The organism is Paenibacillus sp. 01T431 (genome assembly GCF_056398625.1).
In genome coordinates this window covers 84214-98986 of record NZ_JBFTPT010000016.1, presented here as the reverse complement: position 1 = coordinate 98986, position 14773 = coordinate 84214, and the positions used below count along the sequence as shown (strand labels likewise).

The 14773-nt window shown below is 46.2% G+C and carries 13 protein-coding genes; 12 read left to right on the top strand and 1 reads right to left on the bottom strand.

Features of this window, described 5'->3' with window-relative positions:
* Positions 1–36 precede the first annotated feature (36 nt).
* From purH to AC1DM9_RS26355, 10 genes are all read left to right on the top strand, one after another.
* Positions 37–1584 carry a bifunctional phosphoribosylaminoimidazolecarboxamide formyltransferase/IMP cyclohydrolase gene (gene purH, locus AC1DM9_RS26400; protein WP_441884069.1) on the top strand — a complete coding sequence of 516 codons (1548 nt, stop codon included), beginning with the start codon at positions 37–39 and terminating at the stop codon, positions 1582–1584.
* A 192-nt stretch (positions 1585–1776) separates the two neighbouring features.
* On the top strand, positions 1777–3042 hold the full coding sequence (gene purD / locus AC1DM9_RS26395; RefSeq protein WP_441884072.1) for a phosphoribosylamine--glycine ligase: 1266 nt from the start codon (positions 1777–1779) through the stop codon (positions 3040–3042).
* A gap of 198 nt (positions 3043–3240) precedes the next feature.
* Entirely contained in the window at positions 3241–4170 is a 930-nt protein-coding gene (locus AC1DM9_RS26390; protein WP_477583049.1) for a polysaccharide deacetylase family protein, read from the top strand.
* A gap of 29 nt (positions 4171–4199) precedes the next feature.
* A complete protein-coding gene (locus tag AC1DM9_RS26385) occupies positions 4200–5645 on the top strand; it encodes a hypothetical protein (protein ID WP_441884078.1) in 1446 nt (481 codons plus the stop codon).
* 25 nt (positions 5646–5670) lie between these two features.
* A complete protein-coding gene (locus tag AC1DM9_RS26380) occupies positions 5671–6525 on the top strand; it encodes a response regulator transcription factor (protein WP_441884081.1) in 855 nt (284 codons plus the stop codon).
* A complete protein-coding gene (locus tag AC1DM9_RS26375; RefSeq protein WP_477510464.1) occupies positions 6522–7916 on the top strand; it encodes a sensor histidine kinase in 1395 nt (464 codons plus the stop codon). Before AC1DM9_RS26380 ends, AC1DM9_RS26375 begins: the two co-directional genes overlap by 4 nt.
* A gap of 350 nt (positions 7917–8266) precedes the next feature.
* Positions 8267–9088, top strand: a complete 822-nt coding sequence (locus AC1DM9_RS26370) for an alpha/beta hydrolase (RefSeq protein ID WP_475446354.1) — start codon at positions 8267–8269, stop codon at positions 9086–9088.
* 253 nt (positions 9089–9341) lie between these two features.
* The gene (locus tag AC1DM9_RS26365; RefSeq protein ID WP_477549178.1) at positions 9342–10415 is read left to right on the top strand and encodes a DUF3048 domain-containing protein; all 1074 of its coding nucleotides are present in this window, start codon (positions 9342–9344) and stop codon (positions 10413–10415) included.
* A gap of 221 nt (positions 10416–10636) precedes the next feature.
* The gene (locus tag AC1DM9_RS26360; RefSeq protein ID WP_076271086.1) at positions 10637–11248 is read left to right on the top strand and encodes a DUF47 domain-containing protein; all 612 of its coding nucleotides are present in this window, start codon (positions 10637–10639) and stop codon (positions 11246–11248) included.
* A gap of 24 nt (positions 11249–11272) precedes the next feature.
* The gene (locus tag AC1DM9_RS26355; protein ID WP_076271085.1) at positions 11273–12268 is read left to right on the top strand and encodes an inorganic phosphate transporter; all 996 of its coding nucleotides are present in this window, start codon (positions 11273–11275) and stop codon (positions 12266–12268) included.
* 646 nt (positions 12269–12914) lie between these two features.
* Here the strand turns inward: AC1DM9_RS26355 and AC1DM9_RS26350 are convergent.
* Complete coding sequence (locus AC1DM9_RS26350; protein ID WP_477583047.1) at positions 12915–13445, bottom strand: tyrosine protein kinase; 531 nt, start codon at positions 13443–13445, stop codon at positions 12915–12917.
* 223 nt (positions 13446–13668) lie between these two features.
* Here AC1DM9_RS26350 and AC1DM9_RS26345 point away from each other — a divergent pair, with 223 nt between their 5' ends.
* Both AC1DM9_RS26345 and AC1DM9_RS26340 read left to right on the top strand, forming a co-directional pair.
* The gene (locus tag AC1DM9_RS26345; protein WP_054026535.1) at positions 13669–13959 is read left to right on the top strand and encodes a YerC/YecD family TrpR-related protein; all 291 of its coding nucleotides are present in this window, start codon (positions 13669–13671) and stop codon (positions 13957–13959) included.
* A 10-nt stretch (positions 13960–13969) separates the two neighbouring features.
* A complete protein-coding gene (locus AC1DM9_RS26340; RefSeq protein ID WP_477583045.1) occupies positions 13970–14773 on the top strand; it encodes a sirohydrochlorin chelatase in 804 nt (267 codons plus the stop codon).

Sequence of the window (14773 nt, the reverse complement as noted above, 5' to 3'; positions counted from 1 at the left end):
GAAATTGTTTGGTCAAATAGATGAGGAGGGATTTGCATGGCAATTCGCAGAGCGTTAATTAGTGTTTCGGATAAGTCAGGAATCGTGGAGTTTTCTAGAGAACTGGCTAGCCAAGGTGTGCAAATTATTTCGACGGGCGGTACATTCAGCCTGCTGCAAAAGGAAGGCATTCCGGTTATCGGTATTTCCGATGTAACGGGCTTCCCGGAGGTTTTGGATGGTCGTGTCAAAACGCTTCACCCGGCCGTACATAGCGGCTTGCTCGCGGTGCGTGACAATGAAGAGCATCAGAACACGATGAAGGAGCTTGGTCTGGATTACATCGACCTCGTTGTCGTTAACTTGTATCCGTTCAAAGAAACGATTGCGAAACCTGATGTTTCCTATGAGGATGCAATCGAAAATATCGATATCGGCGGCCCGACGATGCTTCGTTCAGCTGCCAAAAACCACGCATTCGTAACGGTTGTAGTAGATACAGCCGACTACGGTACGGTGATTGAGGAATTGAAAGCACAAGGCGATACGACGCTTGAGACGCGCAAACGCCTGACTGCCAAAGTGTTCCGTCATACTGCGGCTTATGATTCCCTTATCTCTGATTACTTGACCAAGCAAGTGGGCGAATCATTGCCTGAAACGTACACCGTTACTTATGAGAAGGTACAGGATCTGCGTTACGGCGAGAACCCGCACCAGAAAGCTGCATTCTACAGCAAGCCGCTTGCAGCAGCAGGCAACGTAACGACTGCTGAGCAGCTGCACGGCAAAGAGCTTTCCTATAACAATATTAGCGATGCCAACGCTTCACTCGCAATTCTAAAAGAATTCGACGAGCCAGCGGTCGTTGCAGTCAAACATATGAATCCTTGCGGCGTAGGAATCGGCGCTACAATCCATGAAGCTTATCAAAAAGCGTATGCAGCAGACCCAACGTCGATCTTCGGCGGTATCGTAGCTGCTAACCGTACGATCGGTGCAGACACAGCTGAGCTGCTTGGCGGTATTTTCCTCGAAATCATCATCGCGCCTGACTTTACGCCTGAAGCGCTTGAGATTTTGACGAAGAAGAAAAATATCCGTTTGATGAAGCTGGGAGAGCTTTCGGCAGCTGGTGAGCGCAAGCCGGAATGGCTTGTTACTTCAGTTGACGGCGGTATGCTCGTACAAGAGAGCGACGTTCATTCGGTTACAGAAGCAGATTTGCAGTTTGTTACAGATCGCAAACCGACTGCGGAAGAGCTGAAACAGCTGCTATTCGGCTGGAAAGTTGTTAAACATGTAAAATCGAATGCGATTTTGCTTGCGAAGGACGATATGACGATTGGCGTTGGCGCTGGTCAAATGAACCGCGTCGGCGCAGCACGCATTGCAATTGAACAAGCTGGCGAAGCGGCAAAAGGAGCATCACTTGCATCGGACGCATTTTTCCCAATGGGCGATACGGTAGAGCTTGCTGCTAAAGCTGGCATCACAGCGATCATTCAACCAGGCGGCTCAATCAAAGACGAAGAGTCGATTGCTGCGGCTAATGCGAACAACATCGCGATGGTGTTCACAAGCGTACGTCACTTTAAACACTAGAACCTGGCGCAGCTATTCAAATAGGCAGCCGCACGTTAACGACAGACAGCTGGCGCGGGCGGCGGCTGCATTTTTTAAAATAAGTTTGTTAGCTTATAAAGGGCTTGTTTTTATTCGTCAAAGCTGCTTCAGCGTACAAAGGTCGCCGAAGGCGTTTTTACTTGTATTTAGTCATTTGGGAGGTTATCGGTTATGCGTATTTTGGTAGTTGGCGGCGGCGGACGAGAGCATGCAATCGTATGGGCGCTTAAGAAAAGCGAGAAGGTAGTAGAAATTTTTTGCGCACCGGGCAACGCAGGTATTGCTCAGCTAGCTGAAATTGTACCGATCGCGGTCAATCAATTTGATGAGCTTATTCAGTTTGCAAAGGATGCTGCAATTGATCTTGTTTTTGTAGGTCCAGATGATCCGCTTGCAGATGGTATCGTAGACGCATTCGAAGCAGCAGGAATCGTGGCATACGGTCCTCGCAAAAATGCGGCTGAAATCGAAGGCAGCAAAATTTTCATGAAAAATCTATTGAAAAAATACGATATTCCTACGGCGAAATATGAAACATTCACCGATTATGAATCAGCGTCCGCTTACCTTCGCGAGCAATCCGCTCCTATCGTTATTAAAGCTGACGGGCTCGCAGCTGGCAAAGGCGTTACGGTTGCAGCTACGCTAGAGGAAGCGGAGCAAGCGCTGCGCGACATGATGGTTGATAAAGTATTCGGCCAAGCAGGAAGCCAAATCGTTATCGAGGAATGCTTAGTAGGGCAAGAGATGTCCATTCTCGCTTTCGTTGACGGTGAGACGGTTCGCGCTATGGTTCCAGCACAGGATCATAAGCCCATCTTTGATGGAGACAAAGGTCCAAATACAGGCGGCATGGGTACCTATACACCGCTGCCTCATATCGATCAAGCCATTATTGACGAATCGATTCAGAACATCATCATTCCAACGGCAAAAGCGATGGTCAGCGAAGGCCGTCCATTCCGCGGCGTTTTGTTCGCTGGTCTTATGATTACGAAGGACGGTCCAAAAACGATCGAATTTAATGCTCGCATGGGAGATCCAGAAACGCAGGTTGTACTGCCTCGTTTGCAAACGGATCTGATCGACATCGTGCTTGCATCGCTGAATGGCAATTTGGATCAGCTTGATATTCAGTGGAGCGAGGAAGCAGCCGTTTGTGTTGTTGTCGCATCGGAAGGGTACCCAGCTTCTTATCCAAAAGGTCGCGTAATCACCGGTCTTGCAGAAGCAGAAGCGCAGGGAGCTCTCGTGTTCCATGCTGGAACTGCTGAAAAGGATGGGCAATTCGTTACAAACGGCGGACGCGTTCTAGGTATCGTTGGCCGCGGCCGCGACATTGCAGAGGCTCGTGCACGCGCGTATGAAGCGGTTAGCGTGATCGATTTTGAAGGCAAGCAAAACCGAACGGACATCGCAGCTAAAGCACTAATCTAAGTTGCTTAGTACGAAATAAAAATATGGTCTTTCCTTTATTTTGGTCAACCAGAAATCTCTGGTTGGCTTTTTTTTATTTTCGCCTATTTTTGTGCCAAGTGTGTCAAAATCACTCGAAAGGTGTTACTAATTTGTAACTCTATCAATATGCCGCAGCGTTACAATGAATCTATCAGCGAGGAATAGAAGGTGAGTGTAATGAAAAAAGTAAGACAGCGTCGTKTTTTGTTTTTAGGAGTTCTATCGATTGTAGTAATCATGAGCCTCAGTGCTTGTGGGGCAAAAGGCGGATTAAGCTTATCAACGCTTTTGACAGGTGAGAAAAATTCCATTGTAGATAATGGGAACAACGAGAAAGGGCCAGAAACGGGAAGCGGAACCACTGGTGACGGAGATGTCGTTATTATCGGCAACAACGGAGGCAAAGACGGTGATATCATTCATGGCGATGTGGATAATAAGCCAGTCGAACCAGACAAGGGAAAACCTGAAGTTCCTGTAACGGAAAAGCTGGACAAGCCGGATCAAGTTATAGCAGCATCAAAGCCTGACAAAGGTAAAAAACTTATCGCGCTCACGTTCGACGATGGTCCAGACAAGCGTTATACAACCGATATTTTGGATATCCTGAAGGAAAAAGGAGTTAAGGCCACTTTCTTTGTAGTCGGGCAACAAGTTACGAAAAATCCAGAAGTGCTGCAGCGTATTGTAGACGAAGGGCATGCAATTGGCAATCATACAAATAATCATAAGGATTTATCTAAGCTAGACGAGCAGGGAATTATTGAACAATTTAAAGAAGCAGACAACGCAATTAAAGAAGCGATCGGCATAACACCAGCAATGGTCCGCGCACCTTATGGGGCGGTATCGGATACAGTTAAAGCATTAGTGAAAGAAAATCATCGTGAACTAATTGGCTGGAATATCGACACGCGCGACTGGGCGGGCACCTCGTCTTCCGATATGATTAAAATGATTAAGAAAGAAGCCAAACCAAATGGTATGATATTAATGCATTCTTTTGGAAGCAAACATGTTAAAAATACGGTACACGCTTTACCTGCTATCATTGATCTTTTGGAAAATATGGGTTATACGTTAGTGACTGCCGATCAATTGGCTTAACTGGGAACATGCACGAGGAGGCTGCAACGTTGGATAACGCAAGTGATAGTAATGTGAGAAATAGGCGTGGACCAATCATGAGATGGAGCTTAATGCTCGGTGGCTTGATTCCACTCCTATTGCTCGCAGCTGGCTGTCGTTATACAGCCGCGCCTGCAGATCTTCTGCAGAAGCCTGCTATTTCACCCGAGAAACAGGCTATCGTGCAGGCAATTGAAAAAAATTTACCGGATTACAGCAAGCTGACACTTCCTCTTAGAGAGGATCATATGGAAGCCATACGCCTCATTGATGTGGACGGAGACGGAACGGAAGAGGCTATCGTTTCTTATTACAATGAATACAGTTCACCTGAGTTAATGGTGTTCAAATATACGAATTCAGTATGGAAGCCGTGGGTGCTTATTCAGCAGCCGCTGGCCAGATTAATCGATTGGCTGAAAATAGAGGATCTCGATAACGATGGTCAAATGGAAATCATGATCGGGTGGATCGGAGCTTTTGATAGTCCGAATGTGCTCGAGATTTATTCGTTTAAATCGAAGCCAGTACGCAACGACGTCGGCAAATTGACATTGAAGCCTATGGAGACCTTGCCTTATTCTTATGGAGATACGGGCGACATTAATGAAGATGGACGAATTGAGCTTGCGATTATATCRGAGATCGGTACGAATCAAGAAATGGCGCTGCCTGAATTCCATTTAACCATTTACAATTGGATCAACGGGAGCATGCGGGAAATACATACAGAGAACCTGTATAAAGAAGTGAATAGTTATGATCGTTTGCTCATTGGACGGATTTCACCTACTCGTAGAGGTATTATTTTGGAAGCGTCGACCGGCGCGCATAGTACTTATACCACTATGTACGTTTGGGAGCGAAACAAGCTCAGGCTCGTTTATCCGAATCGTTCTATAGGGCAGGAAGGAATTAGCGGAACGCCAACGATGAGCAAGGATATAAATGGCGATGGCATTTTTGAACTGCCATGGACGAAAGAGGCTCCGGGTTATTCAGAGGTTCCTTATTCCGATTCCAAATGGTTGGATGAATGGATGCAATGGGACGGTAAATCTGATTTTGTGAAAATAACAGAGGAATTTTCTGATTATAGTTATGGTATACAGCTTCGTATACCTGAACAATGGTTAGGCCGTTATACGATGCACAGCTTGAACGAGCCGCATGCCCTTGTGTCTATCGATTACTGGAATGAAAAATTGAATAAGACAGCCAAACTGGCGACCTTATATGCAGTACCGCAGAAGCAGTGGGATAGCGTTGAATCAACTTGGAAGCAGCAATCTAAACGATATCGGCAGCTTATGACGGACAGCGGTAATGTTTTTGCGGTTTCATTCGTAGTGGAAGCTCCAGCCGAGTGGCCTGAAGCAGATCGGCAAGCTTTTAGCGAGATGGCAGGGGTAGAAGCAGAGTTTGCATCTTCGCTTACTATCCGTAACGATTAAGAGAGAAAAGCGGGTGCTTTAAGCTATGCGTATATTATTGTTGGAGGACGAGGAGTCCATCCGCGGCTTTGTCCGCATTAATCTAAAGCGCAACGATATGGAAGTGATAGAGGCGGAAACTGGCGAATCAGCGTTAGCGCTTGCAGATACAGAAGGGCCTATCGATATTGCGCTGCTCGACGTTATGCTGCCGACGATCAGCGGGTTTGAAGTGTGCGAGCAGCTGCGTGCCCGCTATCCGCGCATGGGTATTATTATGCTAACGGCGAAGTCGCAGGAAGAGGATAAAATTCATGGGCTGGAGCTAGGTGCAGATGATTATGTGCAAAAGCCGTTCAGTCCAGGCGAGCTTATTGCGCGGATTAAGTCGCTCTATCGGAGAATGAAGCCTCAGCTGGATGATCAGGAGCAAGAGGTTGGTGCTGCATCTGAATCGATTGCGGCAAGTGAGGAAGTGTACCGTGGCGAAGCAGCGCCTATAGCGGCACCGACATCTGCATTTAATGTACAGCGTCCGATAGAAGAACAGCAGCCTACGATGAATTATGGAAGCGGGGGCTTTCATCATCAGGAGCTGCATGTACAGCCGTTCCGGCTCTCTGTAGCAGAGCGGAAGCTGTGGAAGCAGGGCAAGGAAATTATTTTGACGCCTACGGAATGGACGCTTGTACGACTATTGATGGAACGAGTCGGCGAGAGCGTCAGCCGAGATCATATTTTGACAGAGGTATGGGGCAGATATTATGTTGGAGATCTTAAGGTAGTGGACGTGAATATTCGAAGAATTCGCCAGAAAATCGAGAAAAACCCATCCGATCCAGCCTTTATTGAAACGGTTTGGGGTTATGGTTATCGGTGGAAGCGGGGCGGCGACGAATGAAAAGCGTACAAACGAGAATGGTGTGGAGCTATTTGCTGCTCATCGTGCTTGTCGTCAGCGTACTTGGTGGCGTGTTCGCAGCATTAATGTGGAACTACTATTACGGAAGCGCGCAGAGCTCCGTTAAACAACGTGCGGAGTCGGCGTTAACACTGCACAGCCGTTCGCTTTCCTCGCTTACAGTGAAGGATCAGGGCGATTATATTTTGCAATACATGGTTGAAAGCGGCACTAGGCTGCAGCTTCTTGATAGCACGGGGCAAATTCGGATCGATTCCGACGGTTTTGCACCAGATATTCGTTATACGACTGCTGACGTAAAGTCCGCGATTGCAGGGACAACGGGAAGCTGGCGGGGAGTTGACCCTTATTATGGAGAGCGGGTCATGTCGGTCACGATACCGCTTTGGAATGAAACGCGGGTCGTATCCATGCTTCGTTATTCAGCTTCCTTAAATCAAGTAGATGCGATGGTGAGCTTGCTTATCCGGATGGCAACAGCGGTTGGAATCGGAGTTGTCCTGTTGTTTCTTGGCTTAAGCTTGTTTCTCGCCCAGCGAATCGTGAAGCCGATTCGAGAGCTTACTCGAGCGGCGCGCTATATGGCCGAGGGAGATTGGACGCATCGGGCTATTCAGCGGAATGATGATGAAATTGGTCAGCTAGCGGAAACGTTTAATGCAATGGTATTAGAGCTTAGCAAACGTGAGAAGCTGAAGGATGACTTTATTTCTTCGATATCCCATGAGCTTCGCACCCCGCTTACATCGATTAAGGGCTGGAGTGAAACATTAAAGGAAAGCGAGCCTACCGAGGATGATGAAGAGGTAAAGCTGGGCTTATCCATTATTAGCAAGGAAACGGAGCGCTTATCGGGGCTGGTTGAAGATTTGCTCGATTTCTCGAAGCTGTCGGCTAGGACGATGGAGCTGCATAGTGAAGTGCTTGATTTCAATGGTCCGGTTAAAGAAACGGTTAATCAGCTAGGGGTTCGCGAGGAGCATACGCGGGTACGTATTTTGGCTAACTATGGAAAAAGCCCAATTGTTGTTCGAGGGGATGCGAATCGGCTCAAGCAGGTAATCATTAATCTAATTGACAATGCGCTCAAGTTTACACCTGCTGGCGGCACCATTCATGTAGCAACGACCATCGAACAAGATAGCGCGATGCTCACGATAGCGGATACAGGCTGTGGAATTGAAGCAGAGGACTTGCCTCATGTCACTGAAAAGTTTTATAAAGCGAGTACCGGCCATGGCGGATCTGGACTCGGACTAGCTATTTGCAAGGAGATCATTGAGCTCCACGGCGGTCAGTTAACCATTGACAGCGAACGTGGAGCCGGAACAATTGTGACGATTCGAGTGCCGATCATGCATGAGGAATAATCCATTCCCTCAGCTGCTCGCGGTGCTCCTATCGTCATTCTTTATAGAACAGCAGCTTGCGGTTCGCATATACAAACGATATCGCAACTGCGATTCCTATAATAAGCAGCAAGGACAGCCAGTGATCCTTTATAAAGGCAATCCATAAAGGCATAGCTTTGCACCTCCTAAAATGTGAATCTGCCAAACATATGGGTAGTATGTCCCGATTAGGAGCAGTATAAAGTTTGCTGGTTTTATTTTCTTTGTGAGATTGACAGGTACAGAGCAGTGATGATATTATGGTTTTAATATTAATTCATAGTATACGGGTAGGAATTATTATATATAGGCTTTCAGGAGGTTATCGGATGGAAAAGCACTTGACGCTGCGACATAACGAGCTTGAGCTTGCGGCAACGCTGCATTACCCTACGGATGGAAATAAAAACGATTCAGAAAAAAAACAAGCCATCATTATATGCCATGGATTCATAGGCTCTCGCATAGGCGTTGACCGTTTGTTTGTAAAAACGGCTAGAGCGCTTGCGGCGCAAGGCTCTTATGTCCTTCGTTTCGATTATGGCGGCTGCGGCGAGAGCAGCGGTGATTACGGTGCTCTCGGCTTTGATTCCATGGTAGATCAGACTAGAAGCGCGATTGATTATTTATCAAGCATGGAATGTGTTGATCCGCTCAGAATCGTATTGCTTGGCCACAGCCTTGGCGGGGCGGTAGCGATTATGACAGCAGTTAAAGATAAGCGCGCTAAACGTCTTGTGCTTTGGTCGCCTGTTGCTTATCCGTTCAATGATATTGTACGGATCGTAGGACGCAGCAGCTATGACGATGCTGTAACTGGAGGAAGCTCCGATTATCAAGGGTATACGCTGCAGCCTGTATTTTTTGATTCGCTGCTTCAACATCAGCCTTTCCAAGCAGCTACTAAATTTGGCGGCGAGGTGCTGCTGGTTCACGGTACTAGCGATGAGCTTATACCTGTCGATTACAGCTTCTTATACCAGAAGGTGTTCTGGACCCGCAATGAGGGCCTTTGCGATAAGGAAATTATTTTTCAAGCGAATCACACCTACTCCGCTCGCAATCATCAGGAGGAAGCGATTCGCGTAACCTCAGATTGGCTAAACGGACTTGATAAACAGCAAGAAGAATGGCATCACTGGAGTATTTAAAGCGGCATGAACAAATAGAAGGGGCAAGTTCTTGTTAGCCAAGAGCTTGTCCCTTCTATTTTTTTGTCGTACGTCCATGCGGTGCTAAGACCAAGCTTTATGTTGGGAAATTGGGATATGATATGAAAAAATTGGATTTTTTAACCTGGAAAGCAACTTATTTGTCGAGACATACGCCCTCAATTGTGTTTAAATGGAAGTAATATGAAAACGAATACAAGCTATGTTTTAGCGGGAAAAGGCAGGTTAACGCATGAATAAAAGAATTCGAAAATCGGCAGTTTTGCTATTATTATCGCTTATACTCCTTATTACAGCTTGCAGTGGAGGGAAAGGCAGCAACGATACACCGACAGAGACAAATGATATTATTGATCCTAATAGCACGGATGAGCCAGTGACAGCCCCGACGCCGCTCCCTTATGATGCTCCGCTAAGCGGACTGAAATTGGAAAATGCGGCAACCTCAAGACCGATTGTTGTTATGATTAATAATTTCGCAGCAGCTCGTCCACAGTCTGGTTTAACAAACGCTGACGTAATCTGGGAAGTGCTTGCGGAAGGCGGCATTACTCGTTTAATTGCCGTATTTCAGAGTACGAGCGCAATAACCGATACGATTGGACCTATACGCAGCATTAGACCTTATCTTATTGATATTGGAGACAGTTATGGCGCTGTGCTTGCCCATGCAGGGGCGAGCAATGATGGTTATGCAGTACTGCAAAGGCAGGGCAAACCTTATTTGGATGAAATCTCGAATGCAGGCAGCTACTTCTGGAGAAGCAAGGAACGCAAGGCTCCCCATAATTTGTATTCAAATCTAGAGAAGCTGCGTACAGGCGCAGAGAAGAAGAAATACAGCATGGACAAGCAGGTTCCGCCTTATACGTTCGCGGAAGCGGGTTCCACAGAGGTTGGTGTCCCGGCAGCCGACATTACAATAAATTTTATGCTCAAAAATTATAATGTTGGATACAAATACGATTCAGTATCAGGCTTATACAAACGGTCAATTGGCGACAAACCGCATATCGATATGAACAATAATGAACAGCTTTCCGGTACAAATTTGGTTGTTCTTGGAGCGGATCACAAGACGCTTGATAAAGAGGGACGATTGGCCGTCGATCTGACAAAAGGAGGCTCGGCGATTCTGTTCCAGAAAGGCAAAGCCATCGAAGCAGAATGGGTAAGAGCTCCAGATGGAATGATTCGAATTGTAAAGAATGGAGCAGAGCTGCCGTTCGTCCCTGGAAAAACTTTCTTTCATATCGTGCCAAACAAACCGACATTCGAAGGGCATGTAACATGGGTACAAACGTAGCAAGTTGGAGACACTGTTAACAGACGTTGACGGATGAGCTTCCAAGGATCAAAAGGACGCAATCTTGTTACAGGATTGCGTCTTTTTTATATTTTTTATGAAAATCTAAAATTTTTCATAAAACCTTTACATTCTCTTAACAATTCACATGTAAACTATGTTAAGATATTGTGGGCTCATAGCAGTGCGCCTAAACATCAAGTCGTGTAAAGGGGATTACGATGTTCAAGAAAAAGGATATTTTCTTTAAGACGTTCGAAGAAATGGCTGACGCAATTGTCGAGGCTGTGGAGTACTTTGCCAAAGGATTGTCAGACCTATCGGATGTATCAGCTTTCGCCAAGACCATGAAGGAATACGAAAGTAGATGCGACAAGCATGTACACACGATTTTGAAGGAGCTGAACAAAACGTTCATCACTCCGATTGAACGTGAAGATATTATGGCCCTGACGACTTCGCTTGATGATGTGCTTGATGGCATCGAAGCTTGCGCATCTCGTTTTGAAATGTACAACATTCTTGAGAAGGACGAGTACATAACGTTGTTTGGCGATATTCTCGTTCGTTCGTCGCATCAAATTAAGAAAGCAATTTATTTGCTTACAGAACGGAAGCTGCTTGCTATACGCGAGCCAAATATTGCACTTAACGAGCTGGAGAACCAAGCTGACGACCTGCTACGGGTTTGCATCAAGAGCTTGTTCGCAAATGTCACAGATCCAATTGAGCTGATGAAGCGCAAAGAGATTTATGAGATGCTAGAGCAAACGACCGACTACTGCGAGGACGTTGCCAATACGCTGGAATCGATCATTATGCGTAATAGCTAATCTAGAGAGTGGGAGTCTTTTACAATGGATTTAATGGTTCTATGGATTGTCGTATTTCTAGCGCTTTCGTTTGATTTTATAAATGGATTTCATGATACGGCAAATGCGATTGCAACTGCCGTGTCGACTCGGGCGTTAAAACCTAGAGTTGCAATCGTAATGGCCGCCGTAATGAACTTTGTCGGTGCGATTACGTTTACAGGCGTTGCGGCCACAATTGGTAAAGGTGTAGCCAATCCAGCAGAGCTGGAGCACGGCGTTCCCATAGTTATTGCGGCTCTATTGTCAGCAATCGCATGGAACCTGATTACTTGGTGGTTCGGTATTCCTTCCTCATCCTCACATGCTTTGATTGGCTCCCTCGCAGGCGCAGTAATCGGCGGAGCAGGCATGAGCGCAATTAACAGCGGCGGATTGATCAAGATTGTACAAGCGTTGATTTTTTCACCGCTCATTGCTTTCTCCGCAGGTTTTATCATTATGTGGATTCTCAAGAAAATCTTTGCCAAATCAAGTCCGCATCAGGTGAATAAAGGATTTCGCTTCGGTCAAATCCTGACAGCTGCTTTCCAATCGTTCTCTCACGGTACGAATGACGCTCAAAAAGCAATGGGTATTATCGTATTTGCTCTAGTTGCTTCCGGTATTCAAACCACGATGGACGTTCCACTATGGGTTAAAATTTCCGCGGCGACAGCAATGGCGCTCGGTACCTCAGTCGGCGGCTGGAAAATCATCAAAACGATGGGGACAAAAATTTTCAAAATCGAGCCAATCAACGGCTTTGCAGCTGACATTGGTTCAGCAGCTGTTATTTTGACGGCTACGATGCTTCATCTTCCAGTAAGTACAACACATGTTATTACGTCTTCAATCCTTGGTGTCGGCAGCGCGAAACGTTTCTCCGCTGTTAAATGGGGAGTTGCAGGTCGTATCATCGTTGCGTGGGTTATTACAATTCCCATTACAATCATCATGGCGATGTTTTTCTACTGGATCATTCATTTCTTCTTCCTATAAGAAAAGCTTGAAAAAACGATTACTCTTCGGTAATATAGTGATCTGACTCTTTAAATGAGATAGTGAGATAGTGAGGAAAACCTCACTCGCCATGAGCCTAGGCTCATGGGGAATGAGATGTTCCTCACTATTTTTTGTGTTCTCTTCTAACGTTTACCCACTGTGGACAACGTTTATCGAAAATTCGCGAAAATTGCATCTATGCACATAATTAATAACAGCTGTGTATGAGTTCCACATTTGATGATTGTACAGCCGATGCAGCTTCGTTGCTACCATAATATGCGGCAGAATTGATTTGTTTTTCTTTTGAATATTTATATATTTTCAGCATAAGCAGAAAACATATGCACATTGTACGAACAGCTGTGTATGGATTATAAGATGGAAGCTGACGAAAACTGTCGAAGGTTGTACTTGTACACAGTTCACAACAATGATGTACGAATTCGAACAGTTTTTATGTGGACAGACAAGGGAAATGGGTTATCCACAGCTGGATAACTATTTTATTTCTAGTGTGATCATGTGCATAAATGGATGAAATAAAATACACCCCGATCGCTGCGCTATTCGCGGCAATCAGGGTGCTTCACTTTAATAGATGTAGGTTAAATATGTTTAGAATAAACCTTCGAATCCGTGTTTAACGTTTCTTAGGCGCAGTACGGCGACGACGAACTGTTTTTTTGCCTGAGCCGGAACCAGCTCTTGGCTTGCGGCGTTTGCGGCGCTTAGGTTTCCATTCGTCAGAATCATCGTCATCAGATTCTTTTGATTTTTTGCCAAAGGAGCCCATAAGCACTTTGACAAGCGGAGCCATCTGAGAAACGCTCGACATGACCTTCTGGACCTTTGTCACGGTCGTTAAGATTCCGTCGATGCCGCCCAAACGATCGATATAACCTTTAATTTCGCCTAGATTGGCAAGTGAGAAGCCGCTTGCTTTGGTGCTAGTGGTCGATTCTATTAGCTCAGCAGCTGTATCCGGTACAACGACGGGCAGGATATCCTGCGCCTGCTGCGAAGCCGGCGGCATTGTTGGCAGGTTTCCGCCAAAGCTGAAACCGCTCGACTTTGCGCCAGACGATTTGCTGAACGGCTCTTGTGCCAGACGCTGGCCGCCGTGCCAATCGTTTTGCTGGTTGCCGGTACCGGGGTTATTGCGATAGTTCACACGGATCACAACCCTTCTTTTATAACAGTTTATGGAGTAGGCGAACATAAGGATTGGACGAATGTCTCGGGGTGCAGATTTTTTTCTAGATAAATGCCTGCTGCTTGTATGTGAGTTCGCGTCAAATAGGTGGGGCATTTCCTTGCGTTAATTCGGTAATGTTTGAAAAAAACGGTTAAAAAAGTTACAATAGTAACATTAGTTTTAATAGGAGTGAATTCGCATGCAGCTTAAAAAGCTGAACGATAAAGCAATAGATCAATTATTCGAAGCGGTGCTTACATTGAAGTCAGTTGAGGAATGTTATGTTTTCTTCGATGATCTGTGTACGGTGAATGAGATCCAATCGTTATCGCAAAGACTTGAAGTAGCACGGATGCTCGGAAAAGGCAGCACTTATAACGCGATTGAAGCCGAGACAGGCGCGAGTACAGCAACAATATCGAGAGTGAAGCGTTGCTTGAACTATGGCAATGACGGTTATAAAATGGCTTTAGAACGGCTTGGAAGGTAGGAATCATTCGATGAAGCCAGGCATTCTTGTCATTAGCCACGGCTCCAGAGAAGCTGCATGGGTACAGTTAGTCGATGATGCGATGGCAGCAGCAGCGGCTTCGCCCGGTTTATCAGGTGTTCCAATTATGTCGTCCTTTCTCGAGATCGTGGAGGGACGGCTTATTCAGGATGGCATTGATGAATTAGAGCGGCAAGGTGTTACGGATATGTTCGTAGTGCCGCTGTTCGTTTCTTCGGGCAGTACACATGTGGATGAAATTGGGCAAGCATTTGGTTTTCCATGGGTTTCCGATCTGGAGGGTGACTTAGGTACATTTCGAGTCAAAGCCACGATTCATTATGGTCTCCCAATTGACGATGATCCCCAAATTGCAGAGCTGCTCGCTTCAAATATTGCACCCTTATCCACAAGACCAGAGTCAGAAGCGTTACTGCTTATTGGCCACGGAAGCAAAGAAAAGGTATTCCATGAGCGCTGGCAGGAAGGGCTGAAGAAACTTGGCGAGCGGGTTAGAGCGCTTGGTGGATATAAGCGCGCAGAGTATGCCATGCTATTGCCAGACCAAGCGGCAGGAAAACTGGCAGCGATGCAGGAATCGAATCCGCAGGAAGCGGTCATTGTTGTGCCGCTATTTCTGAGCCAAGGCTATTTTACCAATCATGTCATTCCAAATCGGCTTAATGGTTTTGTATATCGCTATAACGGCAAGGCGATGCTTCCTAATGCAGCGATTGAGCAGTGGCTGGAGCATCAGATGATCGACGGTTTACAACGGTTACGCGAAGAGAAGCATGTCACGTTTACAGAATAA

Coding starts and splice junctions, on each gene's coding strand:
- purH (WP_441884069.1), top strand. CDS start 37: ATGGCAATTCGCAGAGCGTTAATTAGTGTTTCGGATAAGTCAGGAATC.
- purD (WP_441884072.1), top strand. CDS start 1,777: ATGCGTATTTTGGTAGTTGGCGGCGGCGGACGAGAGCATGCAATCGTA.
- AC1DM9_RS26380 (WP_441884081.1), top strand. CDS start 5,671: ATGCGTATATTATTGTTGGAGGACGAGGAGTCCATCCGCGGCTTTGTC.
- AC1DM9_RS26375 (WP_477510464.1), top strand. CDS start 6,522: ATGAAAAGCGTACAAACGAGAATGGTGTGGAGCTATTTGCTGCTCATC.
- AC1DM9_RS26370 (WP_475446354.1), top strand. CDS start 8,267: ATGGAAAAGCACTTGACGCTGCGACATAACGAGCTTGAGCTTGCGGCA.
- AC1DM9_RS26365 (WP_477549178.1), top strand. CDS start 9,342: ATGAATAAAAGAATTCGAAAATCGGCAGTTTTGCTATTATTATCGCTT.
- AC1DM9_RS26360 (WP_076271086.1), top strand. CDS start 10,637: ATGTTCAAGAAAAAGGATATTTTCTTTAAGACGTTCGAAGAAATGGCT.
- AC1DM9_RS26355 (WP_076271085.1), top strand. CDS start 11,273: ATGGATTTAATGGTTCTATGGATTGTCGTATTTCTAGCGCTTTCGTTT.
- AC1DM9_RS26345 (WP_054026535.1), top strand. CDS start 13,669: ATGCAGCTTAAAAAGCTGAACGATAAAGCAATAGATCAATTATTCGAA.
- AC1DM9_RS26340 (WP_477583045.1), top strand. CDS start 13,970: ATGAAGCCAGGCATTCTTGTCATTAGCCACGGCTCCAGAGAAGCTGCA.